At 67.6% G+C, this 21,872-nt stretch carries 13 protein-coding genes; 5 read left to right on the plus strand and 8 right to left on the minus strand.

Features of this window, described 5'->3' with window-relative positions:
• Positions 1–18 precede the first annotated feature (18 nt).
• Entirely contained in the window at positions 19–1,755 is a 1,737-nt protein-coding gene (gene ggt / locus SPHME3_RS0107435) for a gamma-glutamyltransferase (protein WP_017979799.1), read from the minus strand.
• The gene (locus tag SPHME3_RS0107440) at positions 1,755–5,153 is read right to left on the minus strand and encodes a TonB-dependent receptor (protein ID WP_017979798.1); all 3,399 of its coding nucleotides are present in this window, start codon (positions 5,151–5,153) and stop codon (positions 1,755–1,757) included. Before SPHME3_RS0107440 ends, ggt begins: the two co-directional genes overlap by 1 nt.
• Positions 5,154–5,323: 170 nt before the next feature.
• On the opposite strand from SPHME3_RS0107440, the gene SPHME3_RS0107445 reads away from it, so the two are divergent.
• Entirely contained in the window at positions 5,324–5,869 is a 546-nt protein-coding gene (locus SPHME3_RS0107445; protein ID WP_017979797.1) for an RNA polymerase sigma factor, read from the plus strand.
• Complete coding sequence (locus SPHME3_RS0107450) at positions 5,866–6,801, plus strand: FecR family protein (RefSeq protein ID WP_017979796.1); 936 nt, start codon at positions 5,866–5,868, stop codon at positions 6,799–6,801. Before SPHME3_RS0107445 ends, SPHME3_RS0107450 begins: the two co-directional genes overlap by 4 nt.
• Positions 6,802–6,807: 6 nt before the next feature.
• Here SPHME3_RS0107450 and SPHME3_RS0107455 read toward each other — a convergent pair whose 3' ends face one another.
• The 5 genes from SPHME3_RS0107455 to SPHME3_RS0107475 form a co-directional block, all read right to left on the minus strand.
• The gene (locus SPHME3_RS0107455; protein WP_024310382.1) at positions 6,808–7,857 is read right to left on the minus strand and encodes a LacI family DNA-binding transcriptional regulator; all 1,050 of its coding nucleotides are present in this window, start codon (positions 7,855–7,857) and stop codon (positions 6,808–6,810) included.
• Positions 7,857–9,350: a tryptophan halogenase family protein gene (locus SPHME3_RS0107460; RefSeq protein ID WP_018250658.1), complete on the minus strand. Its 1,494-nt coding sequence runs from the start codon at positions 9,348–9,350 to the stop codon at positions 7,857–7,859. The genes SPHME3_RS0107455 and SPHME3_RS0107460 overlap by 1 nt, the downstream gene beginning before the upstream one ends.
• Entirely contained in the window at positions 9,347–10,378 is a 1,032-nt protein-coding gene (locus SPHME3_RS0107465) for a cupin-like domain-containing protein (RefSeq protein WP_017979793.1), read from the minus strand. Before SPHME3_RS0107465 ends, SPHME3_RS0107460 begins: the two co-directional genes overlap by 4 nt.
• Positions 10,371–11,093 carry a SapC family protein gene (locus tag SPHME3_RS0107470; RefSeq protein WP_017979792.1) on the minus strand — a complete coding sequence of 241 codons (723 nt, stop codon included), beginning with the start codon at positions 11,091–11,093 and terminating at the stop codon, positions 10,371–10,373. The genes SPHME3_RS0107465 and SPHME3_RS0107470 overlap by 8 nt, the downstream gene beginning before the upstream one ends.
• A 108-nt stretch (positions 11,094–11,201) precedes the next feature.
• Entirely contained in the window at positions 11,202–14,228 is a 3,027-nt protein-coding gene (locus SPHME3_RS0107475; RefSeq protein WP_017979791.1) for a TonB-dependent receptor, read from the minus strand.
• Positions 14,229–14,429: 201 nt separating this feature from the next.
• On the opposite strand from SPHME3_RS0107475, the gene SPHME3_RS0107480 reads away from it, so the two are divergent.
• Positions 14,430–16,697, plus strand: a complete 2,268-nt coding sequence (locus tag SPHME3_RS0107480) for a beta-glucosidase (protein ID WP_017979790.1) — start codon at positions 14,430–14,432, stop codon at positions 16,695–16,697.
• Between the two features lie 55 nt (positions 16,698–16,752).
• Complete coding sequence (locus SPHME3_RS0107485) at positions 16,753–17,946, plus strand: MFS transporter (protein WP_020486578.1); 1,194 nt, start codon at positions 16,753–16,755, stop codon at positions 17,944–17,946.
• A gap of 66 nt (positions 17,947–18,012) precedes the next feature.
• Here SPHME3_RS0107485 and SPHME3_RS0107490 read toward each other — a convergent pair whose 3' ends face one another.
• Positions 18,013–20,508, minus strand: a complete 2,496-nt coding sequence (locus tag SPHME3_RS0107490) for a TonB-dependent receptor domain-containing protein (RefSeq protein WP_017979788.1) — start codon at positions 20,506–20,508, stop codon at positions 18,013–18,015.
• Positions 20,509–20,715: 207 nt separating this feature from the next.
• Here SPHME3_RS0107490 and SPHME3_RS0107495 point away from each other — a divergent pair, with 207 nt between their 5' ends.
• Positions 20,716–21,819, plus strand: coding sequence for an SGNH/GDSL hydrolase family protein (locus SPHME3_RS0107495; RefSeq protein WP_020486577.1), 1,104 nt, complete (start codon positions 20,716–20,718; stop codon positions 21,817–21,819).
• Positions 21,820–21,872: the final 53 nt, after the last annotated feature.

Here is a 21,872-nt window from a genome sequence, read left to right on the forward strand (position 1 = left end):
GCATCCTGCTTCGGTGCGTCACTTGACGGGAACGGCGGCGGCGTCGGGGCGGCGGGTGTCGGCGGCACCGAGGAAGCGGGCGCCCTCGACCATGATCGACTGGATCGAGCCCATCGTGTTCGAGCGGCGGACCTTGTGGCCCTTCGCCTCGAGCAGCGGCACGATGTCGGGCGAGAAGCCTTCCTCCAGCTCCAGCGCGGAATCGCCGCCGCCCTGGTTGATGCGGGGCCGTTCGGCCGCCTCGCTGACGTTGAGGCCATGGTCCATGACGTTGGAGAGCAATTGCACCATCGTCGCGATGATATAACCGCCGCCCGGTGTGCCGGTGACCAGCCACGGGCGGTCGTTGTCGAAGACGATTATCGGCGTGATCGTCGATCCGACGCGCTTGCCCGGCACCGGCAGCGTGGCGCGGCGCTCGGCTGCGGCGCCGCGGCGACCCCAGGCGAGATTGCCGAGCGAGTTATTGAGCAGAATACCGGTGCCCGGTGCGACGACGTGCGCGCCATAAGAGGCGGACAGCGTATAGGTGTTGCTGACCGCGTTGCCCGCCGCGTCGGCGACCGAGAAGTGCGTCGTGTCGCGGCTTTCGTACGGATAAGGGTTGCCGTCGGGCACGTCGTCCTTGCCGAGGGCGCGGTCGGGGCGGATCAGCTTGGCGCGCTGAGTCGCATAGCCTTTGCTGGCGAGGCCGATCGCCGGGGTCCGCCAGTCGGGACCGCCGCCCACCAGCCGGCGGTCGGCGGACACGATCTTCATCGTTTCTGACAGCAGGTGCAGGTTGGCGACACTGCCCCATTTTTGCGCGCCGACGGGGAAGGTTTCGAGGATGTTCATCGCCTCCGCGACGCTGACGCCCGAGGCGGTCGGCGGCATGTAGGCGATGCGCTTGCCGCGATAGCTCGACCAGATCGGCGTCGAGACAATCGCGCGATAGCCGGCAAGGTCGGCAGCATCGATGACGCCGCCGCCGGCGCGAATGCCCACCGCGATGCGGGTCCCGAGCGGGCCGGTGTAGAAGCCGTCGCGACCCTTGGCGGCGATCGTCTTCAGCGTCGCAGCAAGGTCAGGCTGGCGGAACGTCTCGCCAGCGGCATAGGCCGCCCCGTCGGGCTTGAAGAACATCGCCATCGCCGCGGGATCGTCGGCCATCAGCTTGCGCTGTGCGGACTGGGCCTGCGCTTCGTCGTCCGAGAGGATGACGCCCTGTTCGGCCATGGCGATCGCGGGGGCGATCAGCGTGCCCCAGGGTAGCGAGCCGAAGCGGCGGTGCGCCTCCCATAGTCCGGCGACGGTGCCGGGGATGGCGACGCCCTTCATCGACATCACCTTCTTGGCGTCGACCTTGCCGTCCGGACCAAGCAACAGATCGTCGGTGATGTGGCGCGACGCCTGACCGTAATAGTCGATCGCGATGTCCTGCGCGGGCTTGCCGTCCGTCGCCGCCATATGGACGAGCATATAGCCGCCGCCGCCGACATTGCCCGCGCGCGGCAGCGTCACCGCCAGCGCGAAGCCGACCGCCACCGCGGCGTCGACCGCATTGCCGCCCTTGCGCAGAATGTCGGCGCCTACGGCGGCGGCGAGCTTGTTCTGGCTGACGACCATGCCGCCGCGCCCGACGATCGGCTTGTGGATTTGGTCGTAGGCGACGATGTCACCACCCGATGGCGATCGCGCCTGCGGCTCTTCTTCCTGCGCGATGGCGAGCGACGGAACGAGCAACAGGGCGAGGGCGAGGTGCCGCACGCGCATCAGAACGACGCCCGGATGTTGGCATACCAATAGCGGCCGTACGGGTTGTACAACGACCCGAGGAAGCCGTTCGACGACAGCGGCGGGGCTGCGTTGGTGAGGTTTCGGACGCCGATACGCATGCGGTACTGGCCTTCGCGTTTGTTGCCGACACTGACTTGGCCGTAGAGGTTGTACGTCATCTGGTCCTTGATCAACCAGGCCGCGCCGGTCGAATCGATGAGGCCCGTGTCGTCGACGTCGCTGGTATATTGGGTGAAGCCGCCGAGCTGGAACCAGCGGTAATTCCACGTCGCAGTGCCCGTCACGCGCCAGCGCGGCTTGCCGTTCTGGCGAACGAGGTCGCCCGCATCGGCGATCGCGGTGCCGGCGTTAATCGTGCCCGCCGCGCGCGCGTCGATCAGCTGCTGGATCGGTTGCGAGGGTTCGAGGAAGAAGCGGCCGAGGTAGGCGGCGTTGGCCGACAGCGTCAGGCGCCCCGCGCCAAAGTCCGGCAACCGCCAGTTGAGACCGAGGTCGAGGCCCGACGCCTCCTGCGGCAGTAGGTTGACGTAGCGGTCGTTGACGAACAGCACGCGGCCCGCCGGTTGCAGGCCGGAGCCGGCGAACAGCGCGATATCGTCCGCGGTCGGCGCGGCGCGCACGACATTGGCGTTGGTGGTGCCCTGTACGCGAGCCAGATAGTCGGCGATCAGCGCGTTGCCTTCGCCGAAGATGCCGACGATCCCCTTCTGCTTCACGTTCCAATAATCGGCGGTCAGCGTGATCCGGCCGATCGCGGAATCGAGGAAGTGCGGCTCCAGCACCACGCCCGCGCTCCAGGTGGTGGATGTTTCCGGCTTCAGGTCGGGGTTGCCGGCGCGCTGCGCGCTGATCGCGAAGGATTGGGCGCAATTGGCGAAGGAGCTGATCGCCCCGGTGCGCAGCTGCGCCTCGCAGCGGACATAGTCGACGCGGGTGTTCGAGCGGGTGACGACGCGCGCGTTGATCTGTTCGAGGTTGGGCGCCTTGAACCCTTGCGCATAGCTGCCGCGCAGGCGGATGCCGCTGACCGCGTCCCAGGCGCCCGCGATCTTCGGCTTCGCGACCGAGCCGACGTCGCTGTAATGTTCGAACCGTCCCGCCAGCTGGAATTCGAGATTGCGCACCAGCGGCACATTCATCGACGGGCTGATGACCGGGACGGCCAGTTCGGCATAGGCGGCGGCGACGATCCGCCGGCCGCTGGTGTCGGGCGACGGGCTGGTGCCGACGAGGTCCGAGCCATAGGTGATGCCGCTGACGCTGTCGGTGAAGGTCGTCGTGCCGTCGACGCGCGGATCGCGGTCGTCGAGCTGCGTTTCGCGGCGGATTTCGGCGCCGAGCGCCAAGCCGAGATTGCCGCCGGGCAGCGACAGCAGGCGGGCGTTGGACAGCTTGAGGTCCGCCAGCGCCAGCGTCGCCTTGCTGAAGCGCGTCGTCTTGATGCGGATCGCCTGCAGCGCCGCGTCATTGCTGGGCGTCGCATCGCGGCCCGAGGGCGTGGTGAGGTCGCTGCCGTTGAAGGGGTTGTAGGCATCCGGTGTCGACAGCGCGAGCTGCCGCTGGAGCAGCGTCGCGCTGATCCCGTCCGACGTGTCGCGCACGCGCGCTTCCGAATAGAGCGCGGCGCTTTCCCACTGGAAGCCGAGCCAGTCCCAGCGCAGTCCGGCCAGCACGCGATACTGGTCGTTTTCGACGTGGACAAGGTTCGGGCCGGCGTCGGCGACATTGTAGCTCGACAGCGTGACGGCGAGGCCGCTGGCGGGTGCGTTGATGCCGGGCAGGCGGTTGGGGTTGGCCGCGCCGTTCAGCGTCGTCGGACCGAAGGGGTTATAGTAATTGGTCGCCGGCACGATGATCGGCAGCGAGCTGAGCGTGCCCGACGACGACTGAATGCTGTCGGTCGTCGCCTTGTAATAGCCGGCCTCGCCGAACAGCTCGAGGCCCGGCGTCAGCTCGTAATGGCCGTTGGCGAACAGGTTGATCCGCTCGACCGAGGGGATGATGTAGGTGTCGTAGGCCGCGCGCGGATCGAAGCGCAGATTGCGGTCGGCGGCGGCGGTGTTGGTGCCGTCGTCGATGCACAGGCCGTTCTTGAGGCCCGTCGTCGCGTTGGTCTGGCAGCCGGCATTGGTGAGCGGCTGGATGTGGAACTGGCCCGATGCGTTGGTCAGGACGGTCGTGCCCTGACGCACCTGGACGTTGCCGACCGTCTGAAACGAGCCCCAGGGTGTGATCGACGAGCGGCCGTCGAGCGCGGTCGCGCCGTCGAAGCGCGTGCCGGCGAACAAGGGGCGCTTGTCGTCGGAGGCGGTGTAATCCTGTTCCGAACTGCGCAGCGGCGTGCGGTTGGTGTAATTGGCGAACAGCGTGATGTTGCCGCGGCCCTTGCCGATGTCGGTGCCCACCAGCAGGTTGACGGTGCTTTCGGTCTGGCTGGTGCGCTCGGGGTAGCCGACCTGCCCTTCGATCTGGACGCCGGTGAAGTCGGTGCGCAGCACGGTGTTGACGACGCCCGCCACCGCGTCCGAGCCGTAGATGGCGGCGGCACCGTCGCGCAGCACCTCCAGCCGCTCCAGCCCGAAGACGGGGATGGCATTGGTGTTGTAGGTCAGCACGGGGACGAGATTGTCGTCGGCGCGGCTGGTCGGGTGGTTCACCACGCGGCGCCCGTTGAGCAGAACCAGCGTGTTGCCGACGCCGAGGTTGCGCAGGTTGACCGAACCGACATCGCCGCGCGCCGCGTTCGAGCTGTTGGGCAAATACGAACTGTTGAACGTGACGTCGCCCAGCTGCGGGATCGAACGGAACAGCTCGTCGCCGCTGACCGCGGCGGTGGCGGCAATCTGCTGTTCGTCGACGATCGTGACGGGCAGCGCGGCGGTGTTCTTCGCGCCCTTGATCTGCGATCCGACGACGACGATGTCCGATGCGGGTGCCGCGGCGCCGGGGTCGGCGTTGACCGCCGCTTCGACCGCGGCGTTCGAAGGAGCGAGGCGTTCGTCGCCCACCTGTTGCGGGGCCGGCGCCGCCTGGACGAAGTTGACGGGCGTGAGCGACGCCGTGTCGATCGGCATGACGCGCACGGTGCGCGGGCCGGTATAGCGCCAGCCGAAGCCGCTGCGCGCGAGCAGCATGTTCAGCGCGGCGTCGGGCGTGTAGCGGCCGGCGATCCGGGGCGCCTGGCGATCGGCGACGGCGGGATCGGTGAAGACGAGTTGCAGCCCGGCCTGCCGCGCCACGCGCATCAACGCTTCGTCCAGACGGCCGGCCGGCACGTCGATCGCAACGATCCGCTGTTCTTTCGCCGTCGCCGCGCTCGGCAATATCATCGCCGTCGCGCATGCGGACAGCAGCAGTCGATAGGCCCTGGTCATGTCGTGTCCCCCCGGATCGGTATCGCAGCTTTCCGCTGCCCCCGATCCTATCGACGCAACGCGGCCACCAATGCGAACCCCATGCACGACATTTCTTTACATTTTTACGTCGCGGGGTTCGCGATCCGCCCGAACCCGCGTCATAGAGGACAGGGGGGACGCACAGAGACGTGCAGCAGGATGCGAACAACCGGATACCGCCGGCTGGCGAGGGGGAGGGCGCGACGATCGTGGCCGACTCGCTCGGCGCCTATCGTGCCGCGCTGCGGGCGTTCGTCGCGCGGCGCATCGCCGATCCGCACGAGGCCGAGGATCTGGTGCAGGAGGCATGCGCGCGGCTGATCGCCACCGCACAGCAGCGGTCGCTCGAAGAGCCGCAGGCCTATCTGTTCCGCATCGCCGCCAATCTGATCGCCGATCGCGGCCGCCGCGGGCTGGTGGTGGTGCCGCTGACCGACGAGATGCATCCGTCGATCGCGCCGCGACAGGAGGAACGCCGCCGCGTCGTCGACCTGCAACAGGCGCTGGAGGCGGCGCTCGCCGAACTCAGCCCGCGGGCACGCACGATCTTCGTGATGCGCCGGTTCGATGAGATGGGGACGGGCGATATCGCCCGCGCGCTGGGGATCAGCCCGCGCATGGTCCAGAAGCATCTGACGCATGCGGTCAGCCACCTTTATGCCCGGCTGGGGCATCTGCGCGAGGTGACGCCGTGAGCGATCGTCACGATCTGGGCCGGCGCCGCGATGCGGTGTTCGATGCGCTGCTCGGCGAGCGGGCCGACGATCTCCACCCCGACGATCGCGCCGAGGCCGCCGCTTTCTGGGACTGGCTGGGCGAACAGCCACGCCCCGCGCCGGTGCGCGACATGCCGCGCCGGCCGGCGTGGATCGGTTGGGCGGCGGCTGCGGCGCTGGTGCTGACGGTCGGCGCCAGCACGCAGCCGTGGCTGGCGGATGGCGACACGCATGCGCCGTCGACCCGCTATGTCGCCGGGCGGGCGGAGCGCAAGGTCATCCGTCTGGACGATGGCTCCACCGTGATCCTGGGCGCCCGGAGCGCGCTGACGGTCAGCTTCACGGCAGACCGGCGTCGCTTGGCGCTGGAGGGGGGCGAGGCGCTGTTCCAGGTGGCGCACGATACCAGCCGGCCGTTCGTGGTGCAGACGCCATTCGGGGCGGTGACCGCGGTCGGCACCGCCTTCGATGTGACGATCGGTCGCCGGGCGGCCGATGTCGCGGTGACGGACGGCACGGTCCGCGTCACGGTCGCGGTCGATGCGCGTGACGAGGGCACGCCGGTCGCCAAGCTGGCACGCAAAGGCGAACGCGTGGCGTTCGGGACGATGGAACAGGGCGGCGCGCGCATGGGCTTCATCAGCCAGGCCGAACCGGTCGGCGTCGCCGATGCCGACGCCTGGACGCGCGGCCAGCTCGTCTTCCATGGCGAGCCGCTGGAGGAGGTGATCGACGCGGTCAATCGCTATGCCGTCCGTCCTGCCGACGAACTGTCGCTGACCGATCGCAGCGCCGCGCGCACGCCGGTCTTCGGCATCGTCGATCAGGGCGATCCCGCCGCGATCCGCGATCTGATCGATCGTCCGGAGGCCGTCGCGCCGCGTCGCGACGGAGCGATGGCGCCGCGGTGATGCCCGCTAACGCGGTGCGCCGGTGGAGGCGCGGATCGCGAGCGTCGCGGGGACGATAAGCGGTTCGGTCGAGGGTTCGCGACCCGCCTTGTCGGCGATGACGCGCTCGACGGCGTTGGCGGTGACCTCGGCGATCGGCTGGACGATCGCGGTGAGCGGCGGGTGGACGAAGCGGACGATCGGCGTGTCGTCGAAGCTGACGATCGACAGGTCGGCGGGAACGTCGAGGCCGCGCTCGCGCGCCAGTTCCAGCGTGGCGAGCGCCATCTGGTCGCTGCTCGCGACGATCGCGGTGGGCGGGGTCGCGCCGTCCAGCAAAAAGGTGGCGGCGGCGCGGCCGGATGCGAAGCCGAAATCGCCCTGCGCGAGCAGGTTCTCGGTCGAAAGCCGCGCATCGGCCATCGCCTGGCGCCAGCCGTCGACACGCCAGCCGCTCAACGCATAATCGTCGGGGCCGGCGATGAAGCCGATCCGTTCGTGGCCGAGGCCGATCAGATGCTCCGTCGCGAGCCGGGCGGCGCCATCCTCGTCCATCGCCACCGCAAAGCCGCTGCCGGGCTGGCGCGAGCCGATGCGCGCGAAGCTGATGCCCTGCGCCTCGAGCAGCTGCGTGATCAGCGGGTTTTCCGAATGCGGCGGGGTCAGGATGACGCCATCGGGTTGCAGCGCGGCGATGGCGCCGAGCAATTCGCGCGCAATATGGTCGCTGTGCGTGTCGATCAGCTCGACCATCAGGCGATAGCCGTGTTCGGCACAGGTCAGCATGCCGCCGAGCAGCATCTGGTCGACCCAGTCGGTGCCTTCGCGATTGCGCCAGCCGGCGATGGTGCGTTCGCGATCGTTGAGCGCGACGATCAGATAGGATCGCGACCCCGCCATGCGCTGTGCGGCGATCGAGGGGACGTAGCCGAGCTTGGCGATCGACGCCTGCACGCGCTCCATCATCTCGGGCCGGACGTTCGGCTCCTTGTTGATGACGCGGCTGACGGTCTGAAGCGACACGCCCGCATCGGCGGCGACGTGGCGGATCGTCACCGCCTGACGACGGCGGACCATCAGGCCGGCGCCGCGCCGCAATAGCGCGCGACATAATCGGCATGGGCGGGCAGGCCGCGCACCGTCGTCGCGACGCCTTGGCGCAGGCCGCCGAGGAAGCGGGCGAGTTCGTCGTCGGGCAGCTTGGCGGCGATCGGGTGATGGGTCTGCGGCACGATGCCCTGACCCAGCATCACCTGAATCCAGCTGTTTTCCGCGAACAGCTCGTCGTTGCGGCGGAAGACGCGCCCGGTCTCGCGGAACAGGCCGATCTTCTGGGCGAGGCTGTCGGGGATGTCCATCGCGGCGCACTGACGCCAGAACGGGGAATCGCGGCGTTCGGTGACCTTGTAATGCAGGATCAGGAAGTCGCGGATCTGATCCATGTCGGTCAGCTGCTGGTCGTTGAATTCGGCGATGTCGTGCGCCGAGATCGCACCTGCCGGCGGCAGCAGGCGAATAAGCCGCAGGATCGCGCGCTGGATCAAATGGATGCTGGTCGATTCCAGCGGCTCCATGAACCCGCCCGCCAGACCGATCGCGATGCAGTTGCGGTGCCATTGCTTCCGGCGCGCGCCGGTGACGAAGCGCAGGCGATTGGGCTCGGTCAGCACCGCACCCTCGACATTGCCGAGCAGGCGATCGAGCGCGGCGTCCTGCGACAGATAGCGGCTGCAATAGACGATGCCGTTGCCGACGCGATGCTGCAGCGGGATGCGCCACTGCCAGCCGGCGTCATGCGCCATCGCGCGGGTGAAGGGGACGGGGGGGCGGACGCTTTCGGTTTGCACGGCGATTGCCGCGTCGCACGGCAGCCAGTGCGTCCAGTCGTCATAGCCGACGTGCAGCGCCTGTTCGATCAGCAGCGCGCGAAAGCCGGTGCAGTCGAGGAACAGGTCGCCCTCCACCTGGGTGCCGCCGTCCAGCACCAGCGCGGCGATGTCGCCGCTCTCGCCGTCCAGTTCGACACGGGCGATCTTGCCCTCGATCCGCGTCGCGCCGTCGCCTTCCGCCATCCGGCGCAGGAAGCGGCCGTACAGTGTCGAATCGAGCTGGTAGGCGTAGCTCATCCGGTCGTCGGGCAGATGCGCGAACTTGCCCTCGCGCGCCGCGACCAGTTCGAGGCAATAGTCGTCGTAGGACTCGGTATGGCCGCGTGCCTGGCCGTCGAGCCAGAAATGCTGGAAGCCGGCGGCCCAATGGTCCTTCCCCGTCAGGCCGAAGGCGTGGAAGTAGCTGTCGTCGGGGCCTTTCCAGCCGTCGAACTGGATGCCGAGTTTGAAGGTCGCCTGCGTCGCCGCCATGAACTCGGCCTCGTTGATGCCGAGCAGCCGGTTGAAGGTGATGAGCGGCGGGATCGTCGATTCCCCCACGCCGACGGTGCCGATCGCATCGGATTCGACGAGCGTAACGGTCGCGGTGCGGCCGAGCGTGCGGGTGAGGGCGGCGGCCGCCATCCAGCCGGCGGTGCCGCCGCCGGCGATGACGATACGGCGCGGGGTGACGGCGTTCATCGGCTGAGCGCTCGCAACAGATAGGCGCGCAGTCGCGCGGCGAGCTCGGGTGTCATCGGGTCGAGCACGCCGCGGCCCCCTTTGGGAATATGCGCCGTCACGGCGTCGTCATTGTCGAAGACGTAATAGTCGAACATGTCGCGCCAATGGGCCTTCTGGTCGGCGGGAAGGTCACGGATCGCCATCAGCGCGTGGTTGAGCGCCTCCTGCGGCTGACCCATCCAGCGCGGCGTCTGGCGCCACCAATAGTTCACCAGCACGTTGAAATCGTCCAGCCCCTCGACATGGTGCCACCATAAAGCCGGGATGTAGAGCGCGTCGCCGGGCGCCATCTCCACCATTTGGCCATGCGCCATCGCCTCGGCGAAGCGCGGATGGCGGGCGAGATCGGGGTTGTGGAAATCGACCATGCTCACCGCGCGGCCGGCGGGGGTGTTGTCGACGGGGCCGAGATGGAGGTTGCGAAACTGGTCGCGCGGGAACAGCGTGAAGCGCCGGTGCCCGACCGCGACGACCGCAAGATTGTCCGGCACGTCATTGTGCGCGGCGATGCGCGTGCGCGTGCCCATCCAGATGCTGGCAAGCGGTTCGCGCGTCCCCAGATCGATATGGTTGGCGGCGTGCAGCCCGTCGAAATACTGGTGCATGTCGATCGAGGCGAGATAGACGGCGGGCGCCTCCGCCTGTCCGGTGAAGGAGGCGATGCGCGCGAAAATCTCGGGCAGTTTCGCATCGAACGTGCGGAAGTTCATCGCCATCGCGGCGTCATAGAACAGGCGCCCGCCACTGCCCGGCTGGCCGACCGCGACGGTGAAGGGACGATCGCGATGATGGCGCAACAGATAGTCGCGCGCGGCGTCCGCCGATTGCAGGCCGGCGCGGACCAGTGGCCAGTCGCGCGCCAGCCCGCGGACGACGAAGGGCGTGTCGGCCGTGCGCAGCCGCGCGTCGAGGTCGGCGGCGTCGGCAACCGTGACTTCGGGCACGGCGGCAAGGCCGGCCAGCGGCCCCGGATCCGCCTCAGCCATGGGAGAGGCGGCGGTTGCGGCGCTCGACCAGATCGCCGAGCTGCGCCAGCGAGGCGATCGCCATAAACATGGGCTCCAGATGGCCGCCGGCGTGCAGGTCGGCGAGCGCCGCCCCGTCGAGGGCCGCGAGCCGATCCTCATCGATGATGTGGAAGCCGACCAGTCGGTTGCGGGCGCCGTCGTCCAGCGTCACGTCGAGCGTGAAGGGTTCGAGCAGGTCGTAGCGTTGGAGCGCGGCGAAGAAGGCGGGGGCGGCGCGATAGCCCTCGTCGAGCGTACCCAGCTGACCGGCGATGCGATCCAGATAGGGGGTGGGCTGGCCCAGGTCGTCGAACAGCCGCGTGCCCTCTCCCGTGGCGCTGATCCGGGGGGAGGAGAGGTCGATGTGGACCTGCCCCGGTCCTTCGTGCGTGGCACTGCCGCCGATCAGGAAGGGCTGGATCTCCATCGCTAGCGGACGATAGCGCGCGTCCCAGCGATGGCCGTCGAGGAACAGGTTTTCACCATTTTCGAAGCCGAACATGGCGAGCGCGGTGAAGCGATCGCGCGTGTCGCTGAGCCGGAACAGGATGGGGTAGGTGCCCTGCACCGCGCGAAATTCGGTGGGGACGGTGATGCAGCACATCTGGGCGTCGCCGAGGGCCGCAGCCCGCTCGGTACGGATGGCGAGATCGCGGTGCGCCTCCGCGGTCAGGATCGCGTGCTGGCTGGTCATCGAACGCACCACTCTTAGTCAAAATCTGCTCGTGCGCAGGGGTGCCGTCCCTGCACGAAAAAAGCCAGCCTTCTCTGGAGGGAGAAGGCTGGCAGGCCCGTGGGGGAATTAGAAGGTGAAGCGGGCGCCCGCCGAGTAGCGCGCATCCTGCTTGGTCACGAAATTGATGTTGCGGTCCGAGCGAAGGTGGCCGCCGCGATTTTCGCCCAGGATGTTGATCCCTTCGGCAAAGATCGTGACGTGCGGCGTGATCGCATAGCTGATCGTGCCGTCGAGCTGGCCATAGGTGTTGACGTAGACCGGGTTGGTGCCCGCTGCGGCCAAGAACCCCTTGCGCCAATTGTAGGCCGCACGTGCGTTGATGCCGTATTTGTCGAAGAACAGCACGGCATTGGCACTGTCCGACAGACCCAGCACCGCAAATTGCGCAACGCTCGAGGGCTTGGTGTTGTCGTACTTCTGATTGCTGTTGACGATCGTGTAGTTGAGGATCGTGCCAAAGCCGGTGTTCCAGAAATTGTGCTGGATCGCGAATTCGAAGCCATCGATCGCGGCGGTCTGGCTGCTGTTGAACGGCGTCGAGACGATGAAATTCACCAGCGGATCATTCGCCTGCGCGATGATCGTGCCGTTGACCACCGAGCCCGGATAGTTGGTACCGATGTAATCGCGGATGTTGGCGAAGGTCAGATCCTGGCCACGCGCGGTAAGAGCTGCGACCGCCGCCTGATAACGGGGGCCGTTATACGGCGTGGTGATGCCCGGGATCGTCGTGTTGACCTGGGTCGTGCTGATGTAGTTCGACACGTCCTTGTGGAAGTAGCCGACCGAGATGTAGCTGTCGCGGGTGTAATACCATTCCGCCGACAGATCGATGTTCTTCGACTTGTAGGGCACGAGGTTGGGGTTGCCGACCGCACCGGTGCCGCCACCGACGCGGAACAGCTGGTCGATCCGGCGACCGCCCTGCAGGCTGCCGTAATCCGCACGGGCGATCGTATGGCTATACGATGCACGCAGCTTGACGTTCTCCAGCGGCTGGAAGTCGAAGTCGACCGAGGGCAGCCAGTTCTCGTAACTGCCCTTGAACGTCGTGAAGCCGCTGCCCTGGAACAGCACGTTGAATTCGTTCTGCGAATTCTGCCGCGCGCCGACCGGCGTGGGCACGAGCGCAGACGCGGAAACGTCGGTATGTTCGTACCGCAGCCCGGCGATCAGGTGCGCGGTGCGCGAGAATAGGTCGAACTTGCCGTTGAACTGGGCATAGGCCGACATCGTCTTTTCGTGGACGCGCGAATCGGTGTTGTACGGGATCAGGCACTGGCCGTTGCCACCGCAGATCTTGTACGCCTGGTCGAGCAGCTTGACGACGCTCGGCAGGTCGAAGCTGTAGAACGACTTGATGATGTTCGGATCGTTCGCGCCGCTGATCCCGGAGAACTTATCGGGGATGCTGGTCAGCTTGAACAGATTGTCGGGCAGCAATGCCGCCGCCGCGGCGCGCTGCGCCGGGCTGTCGCCGCCGGTGCCGCCCCAGGTATCGTTCTGCAGGACGCTGTAGGCCGAGCGTACCGAGTTGTCGGTATATTCGGTGCCCCAGTCCAGGCTGTCCATGAAGCCGTGGCCGTGGTCGTAATGGCCGCGCACCATGACCTGGTTGATCTCGTCGCGGAAATAGGAATTGCGGAACGCGTTGCCGGTGGGAACGATATTGGCCGCATTCAGCGGATCGATGCCCGAATACATGTTGTACGAGATCACGGGCAGTTCGTGATCGAAGTTCAGCGTCTGGTTCTGGACGCCGAAGACGGCGGTGCCGACCGAGTTGCTGTTGCCGTACGGGCTGTTCGGCTTCGATTCGGCAGTCGAGTGATGCGCATCGAGCGTCATCGTCACGCCACCCGGTGCGTTCCACGTCAGGTTGCCGCCGAGCGACTTGTTTTCGTTGCGCACCGAGGTCTGCGACGCCGAATAGGCCAGATCCTTGGTTTCGCCCGCGCCAAAGCGCTCGGTGTAAAAGATCGGGCCGGCGACCGGGCCGTTGGTCCACGCACTCAGCGTGTCGTTGTGGTTGTACCAGATGCCGACGCTATTATCGCGAATGTCGATCGTGTTGCGTGCGTAGGTGTAATCGATCGTTGCGGTCAGATCGTCGGTCGGGCGGAATTGCAGCACCGCCTGGCCGTTGATGCGCTCGCGCCGGCCGTTGATGACGTCGTAGCCGCCGTTCTGCGGCACCTGATACACGTCGGTGGCCTTGGGCCGGTTGGTGATGTTGGCGTAGCGCGGGTCGCCCGGCATCGCCAGCGACCCCCAGTTGTTCTCGTTGCCCAGATAGCCGTCGCGCCAGCCGATGTTGGCGGTGTTCGAACTGAAGTTGCGGCGCTGGTAGGTGCCGTTGATCAGGATCCCGATCCGGTCGTCGGCGAACGTATCGGAAATGATGCCCGAGATTTCGGGCGTGACGTCCTTGCGGCCGTTCTGCGAGGTGTCGACGACGCCGCGTGCCGCGATCGATCCGCGCAGGCCGGGCTTGTCGAGCGGGCGGGGGGTGCGGACGTTGACCGTCGCGCCGATGCCGCCGGTCGGAATGCTGGCGCGACCGGACTTGTAGACCTCCAGCGCGGCCACGCCTTCGGACGCGAGCGTGGCGAAGTCGAACGCGCGCGAGCCCGGCGCGCTGTTGCCGTCGCCGATGAACGACGTCGGCATCTGGCGACCGTTGAGGGTGACGAGGTTATAGTCGGCGCCGAAGCCACGGACGGTGACGAACTGGCCTTCGCCGTTCGACCGGTCGATCGACACGCCGGTGATCCGCTGCAGCGATTCGGCGAGGTTCGTGTCGGGGAACTTGCCCATGTCCTCGGCGCTGATCGCGTCGACGATACCCTGGGCGTTGCGCTTGATGTTGACCGAGTCGCGAAGCGACGCGCGGATGCCGGTGACGACGATGTCGCCGTCCGCCTGGCCCGCGGTGCCATCGGCGGTGGCGGGCTGGGGATCGGTCTGCGCCGGGCCGGTCTGGCCGACGGTGGCGGCGGCATCCTGCGCCGCGGCGGCAGCCGGCAGCATCAGGGCGGCGGTCGAAACGCCGATAGCGAAGTGCGAAAGCAGGCGAGCATGGACGCTGCGCATGGAAATCCTCCCCAATAACAAAAGGGCGCGGTTGTCGCCGCGCTTCTTGGGAACGTTCACTCGTGCAAAGGCCCGAATGTGTCAAGACGTGTCCGAACTGCGCGATCCGCAATTGTGAACGTTCTCTGGACAGGCTGGCAGAAATGCAACACAAGCGGCCAAAATCGGATAGTCGGGAGGATGACGGTGACGAAGGCAAGGATGGCCGGCGGGCTGGCGACGATCGCGCTGGTCGCAGCGGGCATGACCGCACAGGCGCACGCGCAGGCGGTTTCGGCGAAAGCGCAAACCCCGGCGAGCGACGAAACACGCGGGCCCTCGTCGCCCCGTGCCCGCGCCGACCGGATCGTCGCGCGGATGACGCAGGCGGAGAAGTTCGCGCTGGTCCATGGCCTGTTTCCACCGATGGCGGCGGGCAAGACGCCGAACGAACTCATCCCCTCCGCCGGCCATATCGACGGCATCCCGCGCCTCGGCGTGCCGCTGGTGCGCGAAAGCGATGCGTCGCTTGGCGTTGCCAATCAGGTGGAACAGCGCAAGGGCGACGTCGCTACCGCGCTACCCTCCAGCCTTGCCACTGCGGCCAGCTTCGATCCCGCGATCGCACAGGCGGGCGGCGCGATGATCGGGTCGGAGGCGCGCGACAAGCGCTTCAACGTGCTGCTGGCCGGTGGCGTCAATTTGACGCGCGATCCGTGGAACGGCCGCAACTTCGAATATCTGGGCGAGGATCCGCTGCTCGCGGGCACGCTGGGCGGCGCGCATATCGCCGGGGTCCAGTCGAACAACATCGTCTCGACGATCAAGCATTTCGCGCTCAACTCGCAGGAGACTGGCCGCATGGTGGTCGATGCGCGGATCGGCGAGGCGGCACTGCGCATGAGCGATCTGCTCGCCTTCCAGATCGCGATCGAAAAGGGGCATCCCGGATCGGTCATGTGCGCGTACAACAAGGTCAACGGTGACTGGGCGTGCGAGAACAAGCACCTGCTGACCGATGTGCTGAAGCGTGACTGGAACTATCCCGGTTGGGTGATGAGCGATTGGGGCGCGGTGCATTCGACCGTGAAGGCGGCCAATGCGGGGCTCGACCAGGAATCGGGGCAGGAACTCGACAAGGCGATCTATTTCGGCGCGCCGCTGGCTGAGGCGGTGGTAAAGGGCAGTGTCTCCGAGGCGCGGCTGGACGACATGGTCGCGCGCTATCTGACCGGCCTGATCGAGACGGGCGCGTTCGACCGGGCGGTGCCCGCACGCACCGTCACCCCCGATTATGCCGCGCATGCGCTGGTCGCGCAGCGTACCGCCGAGGCAGGCATCGTGTTGCTGAAGAATCAGGGTGACCTGTTGCCGATCGCGCGCACCGCAAAGCGGATCGTCGTGATCGGGGGCAATGCCGATGTCGGCGTCCTGTCGGGCGGCGGGTCCAGCCAGGTCCGATCGGTCGGCGGGGCGCCGGTGGAGATTCCGCTGTCGACCGGCGGATCGGCGTCGTTCGCGCGGATCACCTATCACGCCTCCTCGCCGCTCGACGCATTGCGCAAGGCGCTGCCGGGGGTGAAGGTCGATTGGGTCGACGGGCGCAATTTCAACGCGACGCTGGACGCCGCGCGCTCGGCGGACCTCGCCATCGTCTTTGCGACGCAATGGACGACCGAGGCGGACGACGTGCCCGACCTGCATCTGCCCAACCAGCAGGACGCGCTGATCGCTGCGATCGCGGACGCTCAGCCGAAGACGATCGCGGTGATGGAAACGGGCGGTCCGGTGCTGATGCCCTGGATCGCCAAGGTGCCGGCCGTGGTGCAGGCCTGGTATCCGGGCCAGCGTGGCGGCGAGGCGCTGGCCGCGATCCTGACCGGCAAGGTCGCGCCGTCCGGACGCCTGCCGATCACCTTCCCCGCCGACGCGTCGCAGCCGCCGCGCCCGCGGCCGGTAGGCCTCGACACAATGACCGACCTGCAGGCGGCGGCAGCGGCGAACCCGGCGGCAGCCTCCAATTATCAGCTGCAAAGCTTCCCGGTCGAGTATGTCGAGGGTGCCGATGTCGGCTATCGCTGGTATGAGAAGAAGGGGCTGAAACCCCTGTTCCCGTTCGGCCATGGTCTCACCTACACGCGCTTCGCCTATAGCAACCCGGTGGTGACCGGCGGCAAGACGCTGAGCGTGACGTTCACCGTGACCAACGTCGGACGGCGCGAGGGCGTGGACGTGCCGCAGATGTACGTCGCGCGCGACGACGGCGCGACGCCGATGCGGCTCGGTGCCTTCACCCGCCTCGCCCTGAAGCCGGGCGAGACGCGGCGCGTGACGCTGACCGCCGAACCGCGCATCGTCGCCGATTACGACACCGGACTGCCCGGCTGGCGGATCGCGGGCGGGCGCTATCGGGTCGCGCTGGCGCAGGATGCGGCGGATCGTACGATGGTGTCGACCGCGACGCTCGAAGCGCAGACGATGAAGCCATAGGGCACGGCCGCTGACGTGGATTGCCGGGCGGCGCAAAGGAGCGCAGGGGAGGACGATGGCGTCCCGATTTCCCTTGCGCTCGCCCGGCTTCCTCGGGGCGGTGGCGCTGGCCAATGCCGGTGGCGTCATCGCCTATCTGCCGCTGCTGACTTTGCTGCTGCCGCTCAAGGTCGAGGGGCTGAGCGGTGAGGCGCGGATCGGCGTCTTTACCGCCACGGTATTCGCCGGTGCCATCGCCGCCAGCATATCGAACGTGCTGTTCGGCTGGCTCAGCGACCGGTCGGTGGCGCGCGGCGGCGGGCGACGGGCGTGGATGGCGGGCGGCGTGGCGGCGACCGCGGCGAGCTATGGCGGGCTGATCGTCGCGGCGACGCCGCTCGCGCTGGTCGCGGCGCTCGTCGCGTTTCAAATCGCGGTGAATGCGCTGCTCGCGCCGATGATGGCGATCATGGCGGAAGAGGTGCCGGACGCGCAGAAAGGCGTCGCGGGCGGCCTGTTCGCGCTGGGCGGACCGCTCGCGTCGATCGTTTCGACCGTGCTGGTCGGGCAGGCGACGCTGACGGAGGCGGCACGGTTCGCGATCCTGCCGGCGGCGGTTGCCGCCTGTATCGCGCCGCTCCTGCTGGCCCGCGCCCGCATCGCGGTGGCGGATCGCGATCCGCGTGGTGACGTGCGCGCGTCGCGTCGCGACCTGATCGTCGCGGGCGTGGCGCGCCTGTTCGTCCAGATCGCCGGCGTCGTGACGCAGACCTATCTGCTCTATTATTTCGAAAGCATCGTGCCCGCGGCGGAGCGAGCGGGATTGCCCGGCCGGATCGGGCACCTGCTGACGATTGCGTTCATCGTCCCATTGCCCGCGGCACTGATCCTGGGCCGTCTGTCCGACCTGACGCGACGGCGGAAGCCCGCGATCCTGCTGGCCGCGCTGATCGCGGCTGCGGGGCTCGCAGGGATGGCGCTGGCGCGGGGATGGCCGGCCGGGGCGGCGGCATTCGTCGTCTATACGCTGGGGTCGTCGGTGTTCGTCGCGCTCAACGCGGGCGTCGCGATGCAATTGCTGCCCAATCCACGCCATCGCGGGCGCGACCTGGGCCTGCTCAACCTCGCCAACACCTTGCCCTCTCTGCTGGGGCCGCCGCTCGCCTGGGTCTTTGCGACGCCGCACGATTTCGTCGGCGTGATGCTGGCGTTGGCCGTATTGGCGGTGGGCGGCGGGCTGACGATGCTGTGCGTTCGGACGGAGCGATAGCGGATCGGACGTGACGGCACAGGCGGAGACCGGGATGCCGGTCTCCGCCTGCCGCCTTCGCACGCGTCAGAAGTCGAAGCGGATCGCGGCGCCGATCGTACGGCCGTTGATCGAGCGCGCGCGGACCAGCCCGTTGGCCGGGATCGCGGCGTCTTCCGCTTCGGTGATGCCCTTTACGTTGAAGATGTTGTTGGCGTTGACGTTGATGCTGACATTGTCCGCCGGGCGGATCACGATGAAGCCGTTGACCTGCGTATAGGCCGGCATCTTCAGCTGGTTGACCGGCTGCGTGTAGCTGGACGTGGTGCCGATGACGTTGGCGCCGACGCTGATCCGGCCGAAATCCACCTGCGGCGTCGCCTGATAGACGAAGGACGCCTGCCGCTGCGGGCGCTTGCCGTTCAGCGTCGCGTCGGTCGCATCGCGCGTGATCTTCGAGTCGGTGTAGGTGCCCGCGGCGGTCAACGAAAAGGGCCCGCGGCGGAAGCGGCCTTCCAGCTCGACACCGGTCGCTTCGTAATCGCGGCTGGTGAATTGCTGCTGCGAGAGCAGGTAGTTCGTCTCCTGCGTCCGCGCGTTGAACACGGTCGCGTACAGGCCGATCGGGCCGGAATTGAACTTCACGCCGCCTTCGGCCTGCTTGACGAAGTCGTAGGGCTTAGCGCCGTTCACGAGCGCGCCGGTGGTGGTGTTGACCAGCGGGCCGAACAGCAGGCGATCGGCGTTGACGCGGCCGCCGCGGCTGTAGCGGGCGAAGACCGCGAGCGTGTCGCTGAGGCGATAGTTCGCACCCGCCGAATAGGACAGGTAGTTGTAATCGTAGTTCACCGGCGCGCGGTTGGCGGGCAGGAACGCCACCGTCTGTTCGGCGGGCGAGATCACGCCGTTGCCGTCCATGTCCTGCGCCCGCGTCGTGACCGCGCCCGGCAGATCGCCGCGAATCCCGCCCTTCGCCGAGCCGAAGTCGTAGCGGACGCTGGCGTCGACGTTGAGCCGCCCGACCTCGAAGCCCAGCTGCGCGAACGGCGCGTTGGTGGTGTAGCGCACGTCATAGCTGCGGCGGCAGCAATTGCCGAAGAAGGCCGCCGAATAGAGCGTGCCGCCCGCGGTTTGCGATACGCCCGCCGCGTTGCGGATGTCGACCAGCACCGATCGGCCATCGCCCTGCACCGTCTGGAAGAAGGACGTCCACAGCCAGTCGGTCTTCACGTCCTGCCGCGAATTGTACATGCCGGCCGCGATCGACAGCGCGCCGCCGCCCAGATCGACCTTGCCGTTGATGCGCAGGTCGTTGGTGATGTTGTCGAGGCTGTTGAGCTTCACGTCGAACAGCACGACGCTGGCGAGCAGGCCGTTGCCGCCGAGCGCCGACGGGTTGGTGATCCGCTGTCCGGCGAGCGGCCCGCTGGCGTAGAAGAGCTGCGCATTGGCGCCGGCAAAGCCGTTGGCGGTCGTCTGCGCGTCACCTACCGATGCGGGGAAGGGCGAGACGAAGTCGCCCGAAATCGCCGAATAGCGGAAGCGTTCGGTGATGTTCCAGCCGTCGGCGATGCGGAACTGCCCTTCGAACCCGACCGACTTCACGTCCGGATGCATGCCGTCGCCGATCTGCCGGCGGACGGGGTTGTTGTTGCCGTCCAGCGTCAGCACCGACTGGATATAGCGGCTGTGCAGCGTATCTTCGTTGATAGAGAAGCCGGGGACGTTCTGATAATTGGGGTCGCCGTTGCTGCCCGTCACGCGCACCGGATTGGGGAGGAAGGCGATGCTGCGGTCGTCGAGATACTTGCCGTAGAGGCGGATATAGCCGCCGTCGAATTCGCGGGTGATGTTCGCCTTGATCTGGCCGCCGCGCATGGCGTCATAGCCGACATGGCGCGGGCCGTCGCCGATCCGGTAGAAGCCGCTCATTTCATAGCGGGTGTTGGCGTCGATATGGCCGCCATAGGCGAAGTCGGCGCGATATTCGCGATAGTCGAGGCCGCTCGACAGCTGGAACGAGCCGCCGTCCTTTTCGCCCGTCTTCGAGATGAAGTTGATGATGCCGCCCGGCGAATTGCTGGCGAAGGTCGAGGCCGAGCCGCCGCGAACCGATTCGATGCGGGCGAGCGACAGGTCGTTGCGGATGAAGATGTCGGCATTGCCGAAGATGATGTCGCCGAATTCCAGCACCGGCAGGCCGTCTTCCTGCAATTGCAGGAACTTCGAACCACCCGAGGCGACGGGCAGGCCGCGGACCGAGATATTGGCATTGCCTTCGCCGCCCGATGCCTCGACGCGAACGCCGGGCAGGTTGCGCAGGATTTCGGCGGTGTTGCGCGGCGGGATCTTCGAGGTGAGATCGGCGTCGAGCGAGCTGACCGAGATCGACGTGTCGAGGCGATTGCGCCCTTGGGCGACGCCGGTGACGACGATGTCCTGACCCTGATCGGGCGCCGGCGCGGCATCGGTCTGCGCGGTATCGTTCGCTGCCGTATCTGCAGGCGCGGGCGCGACCTGTGCGTGGGCGGTGCCGGCGATCAGCAGCGCGGCAGTGGTCAACAGATAATGGCGAGCCTTCATGCGATCCTCCCTGACACCGACTCTCTTTCGAAGTCTGCAAGACTGCCAATAGCATGACGGCAATCGATTGCAACGCTCATTTTCAATCGATTGCGATTACGACAGACGTGTGGCCGATGGGCGACACGGTGGCGCGGCGCAGGCGCCCTTGGCGTTGCAGGGCTTGCTCTGCCATGAGGGGGCCACACGGCGGAGAGGATGAGGGCGATGCGACGGGCGATGACGGGATGGCTGGCCGGCGTGGTCCTGATCGCGGCCGCGCCCGCCGCGGGCTTGGCGCAACGCGTCACGCGCGTGTCGATCACGCCGCCGCGCCTCGCCGCGCTGCCGATGGCGGTCCATGGGCGCGCGGCGCGGGACGGAGGGGGAATCGTCCGTCAGTGGCCGGGCGGCTATATGGAAACGGCGGTGCGCGGCGGTGGCGTGCTGTTCCGGGTGGGCGCGGGGGAGGTGGCGCTCCTTGTCCTCGTCGACGGACAGGTGGTGGACACGCTCGTCAAGCCCGCGCCGGGGCTCTACCGGATCGGCGGGCTGTCGGACGCGCGCCATGTCGTACGGGTCGAGGTCACGTCCGAAAGCCAGGCGGCGCCGACCGGCTTCGGCCCTTTCTATGCCGAGCCCGGCACCGTGGCCGAGCCGCTGCCCCGCCGTGCGCGACAGATCGAGTTCGTCGGCGACTCGCACACCGTTGGCTATGGTGTCACATCGCCTACACGCACCTGCTCGGAGGCGGATGTATGGGCGACGACCGATACGTCCCGCGGCTTCGGTGCGATGCTGGCCCGGCGTTATGGGGCGGACTATCAGGTGAACGCGATCTCCGGCCGCGGCGTCGTGCGCAACTATAATGGCTTCGCCGCACCGAAACTGCCCGAGGCCTATCCGTACGTCCTGTTCGATCGCGCGACGCAGGCGTCGGAGCCGGAGTGGCACCCGCAGGTGATCGTCGCGGCGCTCGGCACCAACGACTTCAGCACGCCGCTGCATGCCGGTGAGCGATGGGCGACGCGCGCGGCGCTGCACGCCGATTATGAGGCGACCTATCTGCGCTTCCTGCGGACGCTGCGGGCGCGCGATCCGGATGCGCTGATCGTCCTATGGGCGACCGACCTCGCCGATGGCGAGATCGCGGCGGAGGAAGGCAAGGTGGTCGCCGCGATGCGCGCGGCGGGGGATCGCCGCATCGTCTTCGTGCCGGTGACGGGCCTCGTCTTCGGGGGCTGCAACGCGCACCCCTCGCTCGGCGATCAGCGCATCATTGCCGATCGGATCGGCGCGGCGATCGCTGCCAACCGGCCCGGCTGGCGTTAGGAGGCCACGGGGACACCCAGGCGGTCATCCCGGCGGAGGCTGGCATCTTCCGG

This window comes from Sphingomonas melonis DAPP-PG 224 (assembly GCF_000379045.1).
In the GTDB taxonomy this organism is placed as follows: Bacteria; Pseudomonadota; Alphaproteobacteria; order Sphingomonadales; family Sphingomonadaceae; genus Sphingomonas; species Sphingomonas aquatilis.